Below are 16238 nucleotides of genomic sequence, written 5' to 3'. Positions count from 1 at the left end.
GCCGGGGTAGAACAGAGCAGATGCCTGCTTCTGACCCCGCCCTGGCCGGTGCAGCCGCTGTCGCGCTGACTGGACTCGCTGAGGCGTACCGCCCGCGCCCTGTCACACCCCTGCTCCCCTGGCGGGATCCGCATCGGCTGGTCAAGCCGTACATCATCACTGCGCGCGGTAGGCAGTGGGACGATCAGATGGTCGAGTTCGCTCGGACCGGTGCGAGCCGACAGCTCGACTTCGACGATGCGATGGGCTCGGTCGGCCTGGCCGTCGTCGTACTGCATCTGAGCGACGACGGCGCCTACTTGGTCGTGCACAGCTGGACGAAGGACTACCAGTCCAGACTGAGCAGGTTCAGCGGTGTCGACGTGGACGACTTGCGGCCTGTGCCGACCGGCGTCGCACCGAGCGTCTGGGAGCTCGAGGTGCTCAGCCACGAGCGGACGGCGTACGTGAAACACATCTTGAGCGGTGGCGTCGATGTGGACGCCTGGCTGGAGGACGCGCTCGACACGCGCCCCCAGCCGAAGCCGGACGGCATCCCTAGCGGCACATGACCTCGTCGATGAGCTTGCTGGCCGCCTTCTCCTGAGCGAGCAGCGCGTCCATCGAGTCGTACAGCTGAGTGGACATCGAGACCACCACACTGCGGCGGCCGTCGGCGCTGACCGCTGCACGAGTCTTGAAGCCGATCTGGTCACCACCCGGAATCCAGACCCGCCCGCCACACGGCAGATCGCGGGAGAAGACCCCCAGTCCGTAGCGGGGGTTCCGCCACACGAGCTCGGCAGTCTCGTCGGTCTCGACCGTAGTGGTCAGTTCATCCAACTGAGCCCGCGCGAGCAACCGTCCGTCGAAGATCGAGCGCAGAATCCGGTCCAGGTCCTTCAGCGTGGAGATGTAGCCGCCGGACGCGTCCGCGTCGATCACGTCGGTGGTGTCGGTGTACTCGCCCGCCGTGAAGCGGGTGTAGCCGCGCGCATGCGGACCAGCGATCCGCGGATCCGTGCGCGGGAAGTACGTGTCGCGCAGGTGCAACGGGCGGACGATCCGGCGGTCGACCTCGTCGTACCAAGTCCGTCCGGTGACGGCCTTGATCACCAGACCCACGAGGTCATAGCCGGTGTTCGAGTAGGTCCAGCCCTTCCCCGGCGGGAACGTCGGCTTGTTCTTCAGGCCCGCTTGCACGATCGCCTCCTCGGTGTGCACGAGGTAGCGGCGCTCGTAGTACTGCTCCGCGGAAGCAATGTTCGGGAAGCTCTCGTCGGAGATGCCGGCGGTGTGCTGCAGCAGCTGCCGCACAGTGATCTTCCGCCCGTCGTACTCGGTACCGGCGGTGAGACCAGGCAGCCACTTCTCCACCGAGTCGTCCAGCCGCATGCGGCCTTCGGCGACCAACTGCAGCACCACAGTCCCCACCAGCACCTTGTTGGTGCTCCCGATCCGGAACCGGCCGTCTGGGCGCACCCGCACTCCGCTGACTGCAGTCCGCGAGCCGTGTGGTGACGTCTCTCGAGCCAGTACGCCGGTCACTCCGGTGGCGACGATTCCGTCGGCGTCTCGTTGCAGCGTGGATCGGCCGGCCTCGGCACTGACCGGTACGGCGGTTGCCACCAGCGTCAGGGCGATGGCGGCGAAAAGTCGTCTTCTCATGTCTCGAAGGCTTTCAACGCACCAATCACGTCACCATCGCCTACGGACCCGGACAGTGGTAGCGCGAACGCGACCTGTAGCCATCAAACGATTGCTCGTCGGCACACCGTGAGGAGTCGTGCGCGGACTGCGATCTCCTTGCTCAGAAGGAGATTCTCGCCACTTGAAGAACACTCACTTCCAGCCCGGTTCGGTTTAAGCTCACGCGGAGAGACCTGGGGAGGGGTCCTGTGCCGTGACATCACATCGCCGGAAAAAGAAGCAGCAGCGGTCCCGCAGTGCGGTCGGTGCCGCCATAGTCGCGACTGCCGCGATCGCGACCGTGTCCGCGTTCATCCTGACCAAAGGCGAAACCACGCCACCGGATGACGACGCGGTGCGCGCGGCCGCCGTACCGGACAGCCCTGCCTCGACGCCGACTCCCAGTGCGCACCCCTCGGTCGTGTCCAAGGCCGACCGGAAGCCGCCGACCAGTCGCTCTGCTCCCGAGACGACGACGAGTACACCGCCAAACACTGGGCCGACCTCACCTCGCTTCACGCGCGGCCAGTGGATCGCGGTGCTCGACAAGTACTCGTCCGACACCGGCCTGGATGCCGGACAGCTCGCACAGAACACGGCGGCGAAGATCATCGCGGCTGGTGTCCCCGCGAAGGCCATGCTGGTCAACGGTCAGTATCCGGGCTTCGCCAACAGCTCAGGCGAGCCAGTGCTCGACACGTGGGTCGTCTACCTCGGCCCTGGTACGTCGTCGGCTCAGATGCTCAATCTGTGCACCGCACCGAAGACGCAGCGCGCCTACGACAACCCTGCCTGCCCAACCTTCGAACCGGCGACCGCCGGCAGGTGATCGGTCGCCAGCCGGGCGTGCAGGTGTGAGTCATGCCGCTCGCCATCCGGCTCGACGTAGTAGTCCCGCATGGTCCCTTCCAGCTGGAACCCTGCGCGAAGAGCGACCCGGCAGGACCCCTCGTTGACCAGCGAGTGGTCGAGCGAGATGCGGTGCAGCCCTAGGCCGTCCGGGGCGAACGCCCAGCGTGCAGCCGCGTCCAGAGCGCGGGCCCCGAGAGCTCGACCACGAGCGGCCGGACTGACCCAGTAGGCGGCGACCGCTTGGTCCGGGACCCGGTGCACATCCCGCAAGGCGACGTTCCCGAGCACGTAGTCGGTGCTGCGGTCCGCGATGGCGAAGATGGCGTTGCCACGCGCCCAGGCGTCCAGACGCGGCCCGAGCCAGCGCCGGGCCCGCTGGTCCGCAGGAGTGCGGATCACCGCAGTCCCCGCGGTCCAGCGCAGTACGTCAGGATCCCGCAGCGCCTCGGCCACCGCATCCTCGTCGGACGCTACGAACGGACGCAGTACGACGTCGTCCAGCTCGATGCGGTGCGGCTGCAGGGCCGGGGTCACTGCTTGTGGGGCTCGTTGGCGTGCAGCAGGGGCGCCTGGTGCGCGTTGGTACCCAGCTGCTGCACTCCGGTCACCAGACCGCCGGTGAGGTCACCCGTGGCGAACGACGTCTGCATCGTCAGCGCGGCCAGGCCGGCGGCGGTGTCCGACAGCTGGCGTTTCGCCTCGGAGCCGGTGACGATCTCCAGCCGGCGACCGGCCGGGTCGACGTACACCAGGACGGTGTGATCCGGGTCCTCGAGCTCGTTCAGCAGCTCGACGGCGAACGGACGGGTCTCGGAGTCCGCACCACCGACGTACACGGAGAAGTGCAGGCCGGACGCCTCCTCGGCGTGCCGGACCGCGCGCTCGATGTCGTAGAGCTGGTCGGGCGTGAACGCGTCACCAACTGGCACTTGCGCCTCCGGTCGTACGGGCGACGCCGGCACCGGCGGTCGCGAGGGTTCCCGGAGCGGCGGGCAGCTCGGGCAGGTTGGCAGGGTCGGGCTTGGTGGCGACCGGTCCGTTGATCCAGACCGGCGGCGCCCACCAGGACAACCCCGGCCGGTACCGCGGGCCGCTCGCGATCGACCCCGCGAACACCAGCAGGGCCAGCACCGCAGCCACCAACACAGGAATGCCGACGAACACCAACACCGTGTGGCCGGACAGCTCAGCAATCACACCCGCAGCCTAGTACTTCCGGACCGCCGGCTGCTCCAGGGCCTCGCCTGCAGCAGCCGGAAGCCTCAGATCGTCAGCAGCCGCCGCAGTTGTAGTAGAGGATGTCCCAGTGGTTGCCCTCGTTGGCGTAGATGTTGCCCGCGCCGGAGCGCCACTGCTGGGCGCCGTCACCACGGTCGGCGATCCGGGTGAAGGTGTTGCGGATGTAGTTGCTCACGCAGGTGTAGACGGAGATGTCGACCTTGTAGCCGTTGCGGTGGCTGTAGGTGCCACTCGCGTGACCCGTCTCGGTACCGCCGGTGACGTTCACGGCACACCCGCTCGCCTGCTTCAGCGTGCGGACGCCGTACACGGTGCTGTCGTTGATGTTGGTGAACGACGTGCAGGTCGAGTTGTTCCAGTCCGAGCAGTTGCCGCTCGACGACCAGGTGATACCGGCCGCACTGAAGATCGAGGCGGCCTGGGCATGCGTCAGCTTGGTCAGCGCGGACGCTTCGACAGCCGGCAGCAGGCCGGCCACCATCACGACAGCGGCGGTCAGAACACGGAGCACAACCTTCATGGGGACACTCCTTGAAATAGGGGCGGTTATTTCAAGGAGTGGAATGCCCAAGAAAGTTATTTACCAAACCTTCAGATAGATCAGAAGTTAACATCCGAACACTGGTAGAAGGCGTTCCCCGTGTCGGCGATGGTCCAGACCGCCAGAATCATGTGCCGGCCACTCTTGCCGCTCGGCAGGTTGCCGCTGTGCGCCAGGTCGGACGGCGGCCGGCCGCTGTACGGAACGGTCAGGAACGGGTTCAACTCCAGCGCCCCGCGGGTCAGCGGAGCGTTCTGGTTCCAGCCGTTCTTGGTGACGTAGTACCGGAAGTCGGTCGTCGAGTGCGAGGCGGTGAAGTGCCACTTGAACGTGAAGTTCGCGCCTGAGGTCAGGCGATTGGTCGGCCAGCTGCCGTTCCGCTGGTCATCCAGTTGCGCGAAGGCACCGATCCCGGCCGAGCAGATCTTGCCGTCCGGCGGGCCGCCGTTCGGGAAGCCCTTCGGTCCCTCGACACTCTGCGGCTCCCACTGGATGTTGCCGCAGTTGAGCGACTGATTGGCCTGGCAGTGCTTGGCTCGGCTGATCGGTGCGTTGGTCCAGCCGTGGGCACTGGCCATGGGGACCGAGGTGCTGAACGTCAATGCCAGGGCACCGACAGCAACACCGGCCATGCTGACTTTGCGTGATCGCAGCATGAGATAACTCCTTCAACTGTAGGGGCGGTGACAGTGAAGGAAGGCGCCTTCGTGGTTGACCAATAGAAAACAACTCTTCAAATCTATTGTCAACAACTCGTGACGGGTGAAATACGGAAAGCTAAGTTTCCTGGGTTGGAAGTTCGGCGAGTGCCGGAGGTGTCCAGGTGCGTGCATCGCAAGGCGGAGGAGCGTCCTCGATGCGGTGTTCATCGTGGATGCTTCTCCAACGCAGCGAGGTGCGTGCCTGGGCGCCTCCGGTGCCGTCGAAGTTCCAACCCAGGAAACTAAATTGTCAGAGCGCCGATCAAGCGTCTGAGTCGGAGATTGTTCGGCAGGTGCTCGATCAGCACCGGTTCGCCGTCGGGGCCGCCGAGCGGGACTCGCCAGTTCGGGTACTCGTCCGTGGTGCCCGGCTGGTTCTGGGTACGACGCTCTCCGACGGCATCGGTCAGTGCGACACCGACGAGTTTCGACGGAGTGTGAGCGACGTACTGGTGCAGTGCCTCCACGATGCGTTCGACATCGCCGTCGGTGTAGCGGAGCAGGTGGCGCTCGCGCAGTGCGTCCAGCCACGCATCCCGGTCCGCCTCGTCCACGGCCAGCTCTTCGGCGACCGGACGGGTCAGCAGGCCGAGGCGGTTGCGCAGCTCGACATGGTCGCCGGCCAGGTAGCCCGCGGTCGGCGGCAGGTCGTGCGTGGTGACGGTGGCCAGACACAGCTCGCGCCAGCGCTCCGGGGCGAGTGGCTTGCCATCGGCATCCCGCTCGAACCACAGCACCGACGTACCGAGCACTCCGCGCTCGGTCAGGTAGTCACGCACCCAGGGCTCGACAGTGCCGAGGTCCTCCCCCACGACTGTCACTCCAGCGCGGGTGGCCTCCAGTACGAGGATGCCGATCAGCGCCTCGTGGTCGTAGCGCACGTAGGTGCCCTCGGTCGGCGCCTCCGGTGAGGTCACCCACCAGAGGCGGAACATGCCGAGGATGTGGTCGATCCGCAGTCCCCCGCCGTGGCGCATCACCGCGCGGACCAGGTCCCGCCAGGCGGCGTACCCGGTCTCGACCAGTGCGTTCGGCCGCCAGGGCGGCTGGGACCAGTCCTGTCCCTGCTGGTTGAACGCGTCCGGCGGCGCTCCGACATGGATGCCCTGTGCCAGCACGTGCTGCAGCGCCCAGGCGTCCGCACCGTCCGGGTGCACGCCGACTGCCAGGTCGTGTACGACGCCCAGCGACATGCCGGCGGTCTTGGCCCTGGCCTGCGTGCGGGCGAGCTGATCGTCCATCTGCCACTGCAGCCAGCAGTGGAACTCCACCGCGTCCGGGTTCTCGTTCCGGAACGCGGTGACCGCCGAGCTGGTCGGGTCCTGCAGCTCCTCGGGCCACTTACTCCACTCAGGCCCGTGTACGTCGGAGATCGCCGCCCAGGTCGCGAAGTCGACCAGCCCCTGGTTCTCACGGTCGCAGTACGCGCCGTACTCGGCGATGCGGCCGATCGAGGGCCGCACACCGAACAGGAGCTGCAGTGCCTCGCGCTTGGCAGCCCAGACGGTGTCGCGGTCCAGAGCGTTCGCGTCCTCGCTCAGAGCCCGCGCCTGCAGACTGAGCGTCCGGACCCGATCCCGCTCGGCCGGTGCCAGATCGCCGTACTCGTCGATGTCCTCGATGCGCAGGTAGATCGGGTTGCCGAACCGCCGCGACGCCGGCAGGTACGGCGAGGGCTCCATTCGACCGGCCAGTTCCGCCGCATGCAGCGGGTTGATCAGCACGAACCCGGCACCCAGGTCGTTGGCGGACCAAGCGGCCAGATCGGCGAGGTCGTGCAGGTCGCCGATCCCCCACGAGCGTCGGGAGCGGACGGAGTACAGCTGCAGTACCCAGCCCCAGGTGCGGTTGAGCTTCTCCGGCTCCAGCTTCGCGGGGGTGACAATCAGCGAGCCGACCGAGATCTCCGGACTACTGCCGATCCGCGCGCACAGCCGGTGGTAGCCCAGCGGCAAGTCTCCCGGCAGCTGGTACGTCGCCTCGCCGGTCTGCACGCCGTCGACCCACTCCGGCTCGACCCAGTGCTCCTGCTGCGGGATGTCCCGTCGCTGGCCGCCGTCCTCCAGGTCGACCCACACCTCAGCAGTGGACCCATGCGGCAGGTGTACGGCGAACCATGGCGTCCAGCCCGCGCGCATCACCACAGTGGCGGGCAGCGTCCGTCGCCAACGCGCCAACTGGTGTTCGTCCAGGGCCTCAGCAGCCTTGTCGGGCGTGGAAGCATCCACACCGAGTGCCGCGAGCACAGTGGAGACAACCTCGCTGGAGACGATCACATGCTCGCCTTGCCAGTTCCAGTACTCCGTCGCCACGCCATGGGCAACCGCTAGCTCGACAAGGGCCGGAGTGGGAGCAGTCACCTCAGCGAGTCTGCCGCATCAAGGCCCTTGGTGTGTAACGCAGCGCCGTGTCAGTCGGCCGGTCGGCGCTTGCTGAGCACCAGTACGGCGAACAGGAGGGCCACACTGGCCACCACGAGCCCGATGGCGACCCCTGCGACGTTGTCGGTGAGCTGGTAGAGCGCAGTCGGCCAGATGACCAGCAGGATCGAGCAACCGACCACCGCGTACGCCGATGCGCGCCGCCTCCCGTAGGCGACCAGCAGTGCGGCCGGACCGGCGGTTCCGACAGCCAGCGCCATGATCTCGCCGCGCTCCTGGATCAGCCAGCAGATCGACGAACTGAACATCGCCGCACCGGCCAGCGACCAGGCAGTCGGCTGGTCACGGACCAGCCCGAGCATTGCCAGCACGAACGCGACCAGGATGAACCCGGTCCCGGCGATCCCGGCCGAGTTCGACGCCGATCCGTCGTCCGGGGTCAGCACGTCGGCGGTGATCACCAGCACCCCGACGGCCAGGATGCCGAACGTTGCCACCAGCAACGACGACCCGGCCAGCCACCACAGACCGAGACCGGCCAGGGTGAGTGCGACGGCGACTCCGGTGACCCGGCCTGCCTCCCCCTCGATCGCGACGTAGGTGGCGAATCCGGCCACGCAACATCCGAGCGAGGCCAACGCCGACGCGAGCTGGTCCCGGCGCCGGAAGATCTTCAGTACGACGGCCGCCCCGAGCAGCACGACCGCGGCCACAGTCCCGGTGCTGATCCGGGCCGCACGGCCCATCTCACCCCAGTTGGCCAGCGTGAGCAGCGCCACCGCGCCGAGCAGGAGCGCACCGCCGACGTACCCGAGCACCTCGATCAGTGCGTTCGAATGCGGCGCGACCGGCGGCGTCCGGGGCTTCGGCGGCGGAGCGGCCGGGGGCTCAGGCTTGTGCCGCTCCAGGGCCGCATCGAGTTCGGCGTCGGCCGCCGCGCGCAGCGCCTCCGCCTGGTACTGGCGCAGCACGCCCGCGCTCACGAGCCTGAGCAGCTCGTCGTCCAAGCGGCTGGGCATGCGATTCGTCTCCCTGGTCGAGGTCACTGAGAGGGTGTCTGGGTACTCCGCGCCGTAGCGAGCATGTGCTCGGTGCGGTGCATCGTCGTGCTGGAGGGGAGGCCTCGATGTGGTTCATCGTGGCCTTTCCGCCAGTGCGGCGAGGTGCCGTACCGAGTGCAGCGCAGTAGGCGTGGAGTTCCCAGACGCCCTCTAACATGGGCGGCGATATGCCTATTCTGACCAGCTACCTTGTGTCCGCGATCAGTCACCCCCTGTTTTCCCGTCCGCTGGAGCTCCCAACCTTCTTCCGGTGGGGCAACGACGGCAAGCTCGAGGTGACCGACGAAATCATCCGCGTGCCGGCCCGGATCCTCGCGCTCGTCATCGGCTTCTTCCTGCTCCGCTGGGTGCTGCACAAGGTGATCCGGCGCTTCGCCCGCCGCACCGGCAACGGCGCCGTGGCCGGCGTGCTGTCGAAGTCGAAGCTCGGCCAGGACTTCGTCGAGAACAACCTGGCCACCACGCGCCGGGCCCAGCGCGCCGAAACGATCGCTTCACTGCTGAGCAGCATCGTGACGATCGTGCTCAGCGCCGTCCTGGTGGTGATGGTGCTGGCCGAGCTCGGCTTCAACATCCTGCCGGTGATCGCCTCCGCGAGCATCATCGGCGTCGCGCTCGGTTTCGGCGCCCAGACGCTGGTCAAGGACTTCCTGGCCGGCGTCTTCATGATCTTCGAGGACCAGTACGGCGTCGGCGATCTGATCGACATGGAGAAGGCGACCGGCACCGTAATCGCGGTCGGCCTGCGGATCACCACGCTGCGTGGTGAGGACGGCACCACCTGGTACGTCCGGAACGGCGAAGTCCTGCGGATCGGCAACCTGACCACCCGCGACCCGGGAGCGACCGGTTCCTCGGGCGTCGGCAGCGGCACCGAGAAGGCCGAGGAAGACGCTCACCTTCCGACGGAATAGCACAGATTTCATCATCACAGATCTTGACCGGACCAGCACCGCGCGTCATCATCGAGCGTGATTAGGAAACCTTCCTAACCTAATTCGAATCCAACTCACCCGCCCCGGTTTTGGAGCTCGAGATGCGTCGATCGTTGCGTCGCGCCCTGGTGGCGCTCCTGTCCCTCACTCTGGCGACCACTCTGCTGGTCGCCCCCACCCAACCAGCCAACGCCGAGCCGCAACACCCCCGGCAGCAGTTCCTCCGCGACTCGGTCGGCGGACTGTTCCTGCATTGGGGAATGCGCACCTCCCCCGGCTACACCAGTTGCAGCACCTGGGAGAGCGCCGTGAAATCCGGCGGCTGGGATCCGGCGTACTGGGTTCGCGAGGCCCAGAAGCTGCACACGCAGTACCTGGTCCTGGCGACCTTCCACAGCCGGCTCGGCTACGCCCGGCCGTGGCCGAGCAAGATCCCGGGCAGCTGCCACACCGGCCGCGACCTGGTCCAGGAGACCATCGACGCCGCGACGGCCAAGGGCCTGAAGGTCATCCTCTACATGACCGACGATCCGCAGTGGCACGCCGAAGGCTTGCCTGCAGGCAAGAGCTGGCTCGATTCCGCCGCCTACTCGAAGTACAAGGGCCACTCGGTCGACCTGAGCACCCGCGACGGGTTCGGCGAGTTCAGCTACGACAACTTCGTCGAGGTGATGCAGCGCTACCCGAACCTCGGCGGCTTCTGGATCGACAACGACAACGCCTACTGGGAACGCAACGGACTGTACGAGCGGATCCGGCGCGAGCGCCCGTCGTACACGTTGAGCAACAACAACGAGGACACGCCGATCATGGACATGATCAGCAACGAGCAGAAGACCGGCATGTCCCCGAACTACGACTACCCGCAGGCCGTCTACACCGCCGCGCCGCGGTTGATCGAGGCCGATTTCAAGCTCCCGTCGACCGGCGCCTGGTGGTACAACGGCTCCGACCCGACCGTGGACGCCAAGCTGACGATCGGCCGCCTCGTCACCAACGCAGGGTCGTCGATCAAGGCGCTGATGGCCGAGACCGCCATGGTCAACGGCCGCTTCCCGGCCCAGCAGGAGAGTTTTAACAACCTTGTTGACAAATTTCTGCAGCCCATCTGGCCGTCGCTGCACGGCACCGAGGGCGGCGGATACTCGTACGGCGGCCTGAAGCCCGGCTTCTGGAACGACGGAGCGCACGGAGTCACCACGGTCAGTCGCAGCAACCCCAACGAGCACTACATCCACGTCCTCACCCGCCCGTCGACGAACACCCTGCGGATCCGCGACAACGGCTACCGGGTCGCCCGAGTGACCGATCTCCGGACAGGCGCCGTGATCCCGCACACGCAGGCGACCGGTGTACTGACGCTGACCGGCATCAGCGCGTGGGACCAGTACGACACCGTGTTCAAGGTCGAGACCGCCGGCCGCGAGGGGTTCGTTCCGGCGACCGTCACTGCTTCAGCCAGCACCAACGCTGCCGCGGCCGCAGACGGCAACTACTCGACCTACTGGGACAGCAGCAAGACCACTCCGGTGTCGCTGCGCTTCGACCTCGGCTCAGCCAAGACGGTGCGGTTCCTCGGCATCAACCAGCGCGAGGACTCGGTCGCCTACGCCCGCTCTGCCACCGAGCAGTCCGCCCGGATCAAGGACTACCGCGTTTACACCAGCTCCGACGGTACGAACTGGGGTTCGCCGATCAAGACCGGCACCCTGCCCAGTCGCCGCGGCGTGGTCTACATCGACGTACCGGCTACCACTGCTCGCCATGTGCGGCTGGAGGTCGTCAACACGCACGCTGCCTCCAGTGACACCACCCGCTACAAGCGCTTGCGCATCGACGAGACCTGGGTCGGTACGGCGTACGCGCGATCCGCCGGCGTGGTCACGCAGGCCGCGACCGCTGCCGAGTTCAACGTGAAGACCTACGGCGCGAAGGGGGACGGCGCCGCCAACGACACCGCGGCGATCAACAAGACGATCACCGCCGCGGCCAACGCCGGTGGCGGCACGGTCCGCTTCCCCGCGGGCACCTACAAGAGCGCCAACTCGATCCACCTGAAGAGCAAGATCATCTACCAACTCGACTCCGGCGCGACCATCCTCGGCGCGAGCAACGACACCTACGACGCGGCCGAACCGAACCCGTACGACGACTACCAGGACTACGGGCACAGCCACTTCCACAACGCGATGATGTGGGGCGACCAGCTCACCGACATCGCGTTCACCGGGACCGGCACGATCGACGGTGGCGGGCACCTGATCACCGGCAATCCGAAGGCCGGCGAGGCGGACAAGATCATCTCGCTGACCCGCTGCAACGGACTCCGGGTGGACGGCATCCGGCTGCGCCGCGGCGGCCATTTCGCAATGCTCACCAACGGCTGCGACAACATCAGCTCGGACAACCTGGTGATCGACACAGCGAGCGATCGCGACGGCTGGAACGTGATCAACGCCAAGAACGTGACGATCACCCACGCCAAGTTCGCGGCGAACGACGACGCGCTCGCGTTCAAGAGCGACTGGGCTCTCGGCCGCACGATCGACAACGGCAACGTCCGGGTTTCCGACGCCGAGCTGTCGGCCGGCTGCTGCAACGCGTTGATGTTCGGCTCGGAGACCTGTGGTGACTTCACCGGCTACAACTTCGAGCGGATCAAGATCACCGGAGCCAGCAAGTCCGGCCTCGGCATGGTGTCGATGGACGGCAGCAACATCTCCGACGTGCACTACCGCGACATCACCATGACCGGAACCCGCAGCCACATCATGCAGAAGGTCGGCACCCGCAAGCGCTGCGGGGACAACCCCGGTGTCGGGTCGATCAGCAACATCACCTACCAGAACATCACCGGCACGTACGACGGCTCCCGCGGGACGGCGTACAGCCCGACGTTGTGGGGCGAGTCCGGCAACCGCATCCACGACCTGACGTTCGACAACGTGCAGCTGAACGTGCCCGGCGGTAACGGCACGATGAGCACCGGCGTACCGACCAACGACCCGAAGAACTACAACCCGAACAGCATCGGCACCAGGCCGGCGTACGGGTGGTACATGCGTCGCGTGAACGGAGTGAAGTTCACCAACAGCTCGGTCCGGTTCACCAAGAACGACGGTCGGCCCGGAGTGATCGCCAACGAGTCCGGAAACGTCGGACTGACCGATTTCGTCGCCGAACGCGGTACTGCGAGCCCACACGACCTCGGGTTCCAGACGGTGGCCGGGTACTGCGCTACTGGCAAGAACACCACCGGTGGCGCGCTGCGGATCAGTGCGACGGGCTCGACAAGCAACTGTCCCGCTAATGCTGCTGTGATGCTCGACAACGGTCTCGCCAAGACACCCCCGATGGGCTTCAACAACTGGAACTCGACCAAGTGCTCCAGCACCTTCAACGAGTCGATGATCAAGAGCATCGCCGACCTGTTCGTGAGCAAAGGTCTGAAGGACTCCGGGTACCAGTACGTCAACATCGACGACTGCTGGGCGCTCCCGCAGCGCAACGCCCAGGGCAACCTGGTGCCCGACCCGGCACGCTTCCCGAACGGCATCAAGAGTGTCGCGGACTACGTGCACAGCAAGGGACTCAAGTTCGGCATCTACACCAGTGCCGGCACCAAGACCTGCAACACCGCAGGCTTCCCCGGCGGTCTCGGCCACGAGCAGCAGGACGCCAATCTGTTCGCCTCCTGGGGTGTCGACTACCTCAAGTACGACAACTGCAACAACCAGGGCGTAGACGCTCAGCAGCGCTACAAGGCGATGCGGGACGCACTGCTCAACACTGGTCGTCCGATCGTCTACTCGATCTGTGAGTGGGGCCGTACCGGTCCCCCGCGGGTATGGCAGTGGGGCAAGGACGTCGGCAACCTGTGGCGGACCACAGGCGACATCAGTGACAACTGGGGCAGCATGATCGGCAAGGCCCAGGCCAACCGGGTGCTCACCCAGTACGCCGGCCCCGGGCACTGGAACGACCCGGACATGCTCGAGGTCGGCAACGGTGGGATGACTGCGACCGAGTACCGCACGCACATGAGCCTGTGGGCGATCATGTCCGCTCCCCTGCTCATCGGCACCGACCTGCGCAAGGCATCCGCCGAGACGTTCGACATCCTCAACAACCGCGACGTGATCGCGATCGATCAGGACAAGCTCGGCCGCCAGGCCACTGTGGTCAGCTCGTCGGGCGGACTGGTGGTCTACGGCAAGACTCTGGCCAACGGCGACCGTGCCGTTGCCCTGTCCAACGAAACGACGTCCGCAGCCACCATCTCCACGACTGCGGCAGCACTCGGCCTCGGCGGATCTTCGTCGTACACACTGAAAGACCTGTGGAGTAAGGCATCCCGGACCACCTCGGGTGCGATCAGCGCGTCAGTCCCGGCGCACGGGACCGTGCTCTACCGCGTGAGTCGCGCCGGTACGACGACCCGGTCGGAGGCGGAGGCGGCGACGTACTCGACCGGTAGCACGGTGGACACCAACCACTCCGGCTTCTCGGGCACCGGTTTCGTCAACACGCCCAATGCAGTCGGCAGCTACGTGCAGTGGACGGTCAACCGGCCAGAGGCTGGCCCGGCCACTCTTACGTTCGACCACGCCAATGGCACTACGGCCAACCGAGCCGTCGACATCGCAGTCAATGGGACTGTGGTGGCCAAGAACGTCGCAGTACCGTCCACTGGCGCCTGGACGCTCTGGCGCACGCTGGTGACCACTGCGAACCTCAACGCCGGCCAGAACACCATCCGCGCGACGGCCACGACCGCCGACGGCGCTCCGAACCTGGACTACCTCGACGTCACCACCACCTCCTCAGCAAAGGCGTTGGCGGCGGCGGACTGGTCGAAGGAGATGATCGACTCGACCATGGCGCGCTACAAGCCGACAGAGATCGGCGGCTGGTCCTATCCGATCGGCCTGTACCTCTACGGGCAGTACCTGGTCTACCAGCGCACCCACGACCCGAAGTACCTGAGCTACATCAAGTCGTGGGTCGACCGGTTCGTCGACTCGTCCGGGAACATCAGCAACAGCTTCAACAACCTCGACAGCATGCTCTCCGGTCGACTGCTCGTTCTGCTGCATCACGAGACCGGCGACAACCGCTACAAGGTTGCGGCGACCAAGATCCGCACCCGGCTCAACAGCTACCCGCGGACCGCGGACGGCGGGTTCTGGCACGCCACCAGCCGACAGCACCAGCTCTGGGGCGACGGGGTGTTCATGGTCGACCCGTTCCTCGCGGAGTACGGTCGCGAGTTCGGCGACTCGACGTACACGAACAAGGAGACAGTCGATCAGCTACTGACGACTGCCAAGCATCTGCAGCGCCCGAGCGGACTACTACGGCACGCGTACGACGAGGCACGGGCGCAGACCTGGGCGGATCCGAACACCGGGCTGGCGCCGGAGGTCTGGTGCCGCGCCGAGGGCTGGTACGGGATGGCGGTCATCGACGTGCTCGAAGTGGTCCCGGCGAACCAGCCGCGGCGGGCCGAACTGATCGACGTACTGCGGAAGCTGGTGGCCGGCTATGCGCGGTATCAGGACCCCAAGACCGGGCGCTGGTTCCAGGTCGTCGACAAGGGCAGCCGGACCGACAACTGGACCGAGACCTCCTGCTCGTCGATGTACACCTTCGTCATCTCCCGGGCGATCCAGCGTGGGTACGTCGACTCGTCGTACCAGGCAGTCGCCGATCGCGGCTACCAGGGCGTGCTGGGCAAGATCTCGCTCGGCAGCGACGGACGCACCAACCTGAAAGACATCAGCATCGGCACCAACGTCGGCAACTACAGCTACTACATCGCCCGGCAGCGCGCCACGAACGACTTCCACGGCCTCGGCGCCTTCCTGATCATGAACGAACAGCTCCGCCCGAAGGCCAGGTCCGCAGTACAGGCCGACCCCGCGGCCATGGGCGCGGCGCCGTACCTGTACCTCGGTTGGGGCAATCCGCAGAAGGCGACCGACGTGATGAAGGCCGCCGGCAACCAGTGGTTCACGATGGCCTTCGTGCTGTCCGACGGCGGCTGCAACCCGAAGTGGGACGGCAATCGCAGCCTCACCGGCGGCAACGACCAGTCCGTCATCAATAGCATCCGCGGTGCCGGTGGCGACATCATCCCGTCGTTCGGCGGCTGGTCGGGGAACAAGCTCGGTCAGAAGTGTTCATCGGCCTCCGCACTGGCTGCGGCGTACCAGAAGGTGATCGACGCCTACAAGCTGAAGGCGATCGACATCGACATCGAGGACAAGGAGTTCCAGAACCACACCGTCCAGCAGCGGGTCGTCGACGCGCTGAAGATCGTCAAGAACAAGAACGCCGGGATCAAGACCTACATCACCTTCGGCACCACCACGACCGGTCCGGACTCGTGGGGTACCGCGCTGATCAACAAGGCGGCCGCGGCCGGGCTGGCCAACGACGGCTGGGTGATCATGCCGTTCGACTTCGGCGGTGGCTCGACCAACATGGCCACGCTCACCACGCGGGCCTCGGAGGGCCTGAAGGCCAAGCTGAAGAGCGCCTACGGGTACAGCGACGACCAGGCCTACCGGCGGATGGGCATCTCGTCGATGAACGGCAAGACCGACGTACCCAGTGAGACCGTCCGGCTGCAGGACTTCCGGACCATGCTGAGCTACGCCCAGCAGCACCACCTGGCCCGCTTCACCTTCTGGGCCGTCAACCGGGACCGCCCGTGCAGCGGCGGCTCAGACCCCGGTGCGAACTGCAGCGGTATCGCGCAGAACCCGTACGACTTCACCAAGGTCGTCGCGCAGTTCCGCGGCTGAGACCCGGGGGGACGGGGGAAGGCGCCCGGTGTGATCCACCGGGCGCCTTCG

Annotated in this window: 12 protein-coding genes; 4 read left to right on the top strand and 8 right to left on the bottom strand. The window is 66.4% G+C overall.

What is annotated here, in order from left to right; translation table 11 throughout:
- Positions 1 to 20 precede the first annotated feature (20 nt).
- Positions 21 to 551, top strand: coding sequence for a hypothetical protein (locus ABD231_RS10535; RefSeq protein ID WP_344148885.1), 531 nt, complete (start codon positions 21 to 23; stop codon positions 549 to 551).
- Here ABD231_RS10535 and ABD231_RS10530 read toward each other — a convergent pair.
- Positions 538 to 1647 (bottom strand): serine hydrolase domain-containing protein, encoded by a 1110-nt coding sequence (locus ABD231_RS10530; RefSeq protein WP_344148882.1) that lies wholly within the window; start codon positions 1645 to 1647, stop codon positions 538 to 540. The two genes, ABD231_RS10535 and ABD231_RS10530, sit on opposite strands and share 14 nt — an antisense overlap.
- Before the next feature lie 235 nt (positions 1648 to 1882).
- Here ABD231_RS10530 and ABD231_RS10525 point away from each other — a divergent pair, with 235 nt between their 5' ends.
- A complete protein-coding gene (locus ABD231_RS10525) occupies positions 1883 to 2497 on the top strand; it encodes a hypothetical protein (protein WP_344148879.1) in 615 nt (204 codons plus the stop codon).
- Here the strand turns inward: ABD231_RS10525 and ABD231_RS10520 are convergent.
- The 7 genes from ABD231_RS10520 to ABD231_RS10490 form a co-directional block, all read right to left on the bottom strand.
- Positions 2446 to 3054 carry a GNAT family N-acetyltransferase gene (locus ABD231_RS10520; protein ID WP_344148876.1) on the bottom strand — a complete coding sequence of 203 codons (609 nt, stop codon included), beginning with the start codon at positions 3052 to 3054 and terminating at the stop codon, positions 2446 to 2448. The genes ABD231_RS10525 and ABD231_RS10520 overlap by 52 nt on opposite strands.
- On the bottom strand, positions 3051 to 3449 hold the full coding sequence (locus ABD231_RS10515; RefSeq protein ID WP_344148873.1) for a DUF5130 family protein: 399 nt from the start codon (positions 3447 to 3449) through the stop codon (positions 3051 to 3053). Before ABD231_RS10515 ends, ABD231_RS10520 begins: the two co-directional genes overlap by 4 nt.
- Positions 3436 to 3717, bottom strand: coding sequence for an aa3-type cytochrome oxidase subunit CtaJ (gene ctaJ, locus ABD231_RS10510; RefSeq protein ID WP_344148870.1), 282 nt, complete (start codon positions 3715 to 3717; stop codon positions 3436 to 3438). The genes ABD231_RS10515 and ctaJ overlap by 14 nt, the downstream gene beginning before the upstream one ends.
- Before the next feature lie 73 nt (positions 3718 to 3790).
- Positions 3791 to 4279, bottom strand: a complete 489-nt coding sequence (locus ABD231_RS10505) for a hypothetical protein (RefSeq protein WP_344148868.1) — start codon at positions 4277 to 4279, stop codon at positions 3791 to 3793.
- 80 nt (positions 4280 to 4359) lie between these two features.
- Complete coding sequence (locus ABD231_RS10500; RefSeq protein ID WP_344148865.1) at positions 4360 to 4956, bottom strand: lytic polysaccharide monooxygenase auxiliary activity family 9 protein; 597 nt, start codon at positions 4954 to 4956, stop codon at positions 4360 to 4362.
- Positions 4957 to 5243: 287 nt separating this feature from the next.
- Positions 5244 to 7361 carry a 4-alpha-glucanotransferase gene (malQ, locus tag ABD231_RS10495; protein ID WP_344148862.1) on the bottom strand — a complete coding sequence of 706 codons (2118 nt, stop codon included), beginning with the start codon at positions 7359 to 7361 and terminating at the stop codon, positions 5244 to 5246.
- A gap of 50 nt (positions 7362 to 7411) precedes the next feature.
- A complete protein-coding gene (locus ABD231_RS10490; protein WP_344148860.1) occupies positions 7412 to 8401 on the bottom strand; it encodes a hypothetical protein in 990 nt (329 codons plus the stop codon).
- Positions 8402 to 8610: 209 nt separating this feature from the next.
- Here ABD231_RS10490 and ABD231_RS10485 point away from each other — a divergent pair, with 209 nt between their 5' ends.
- Positions 8611 to 9357 (top strand): mechanosensitive ion channel family protein, encoded by a 747-nt coding sequence (locus ABD231_RS10485; protein WP_344148857.1) that lies wholly within the window; start codon positions 8611 to 8613, stop codon positions 9355 to 9357.
- A gap of 122 nt (positions 9358 to 9479) precedes the next feature.
- Positions 9480 to 16187: a glycoside hydrolase family 88 protein gene (locus tag ABD231_RS10480; protein WP_344148850.1), complete on the top strand. Its 6708-nt coding sequence runs from the start codon at positions 9480 to 9482 to the stop codon at positions 16185 to 16187.
- Positions 16188 to 16238: the final 51 nt, after the last annotated feature.

This window comes from Kribbella yunnanensis, from assembly GCF_039529655.1.
Lineage (GTDB): Bacteria > Actinomycetota > Actinomycetes > Propionibacteriales > Kribbellaceae > Kribbella > Kribbella yunnanensis.
Note: the sequence above shows the minus strand (reverse complement) of the source record. Positions and strands in the feature narration are given on the sequence as shown.

What these genes read in the sequence shown, in the direction of transcription:
- ABD231_RS10535 (WP_344148885.1), top strand. Translation starts at nt 21, where the DNA reads ATGCCTGCTTCTGACCCCGCCCTGGCCGGTGCAGCCGCTGTCGCGCTG.
- ABD231_RS10530 (WP_344148882.1), bottom strand. Translation starts at nt 1,647, where the DNA reads ATGAGAAGACGACTTTTCGCCGCCATCGCCCTGACGCTGGTGGCAACC.
- ABD231_RS10505 (WP_344148868.1), bottom strand. Translation starts at nt 4,279, where the DNA reads ATGAAGGTTGTGCTCCGTGTTCTGACCGCCGCTGTCGTGATGGTGGCC.
- ABD231_RS10500 (WP_344148865.1), bottom strand. Translation starts at nt 4,956, where the DNA reads ATGCTGCGATCACGCAAAGTCAGCATGGCCGGTGTTGCTGTCGGTGCC.
- ABD231_RS10490 (WP_344148860.1), bottom strand. Translation starts at nt 8,401, where the DNA reads ATGCCCAGCCGCTTGGACGACGAGCTGCTCAGGCTCGTGAGCGCGGGC.
- ABD231_RS10485 (WP_344148857.1), top strand. Translation starts at nt 8,611, where the DNA reads ATGCCTATTCTGACCAGCTACCTTGTGTCCGCGATCAGTCACCCCCTG.
- ABD231_RS10480 (WP_344148850.1), top strand. Translation starts at nt 9,480, where the DNA reads ATGCGTCGATCGTTGCGTCGCGCCCTGGTGGCGCTCCTGTCCCTCACT.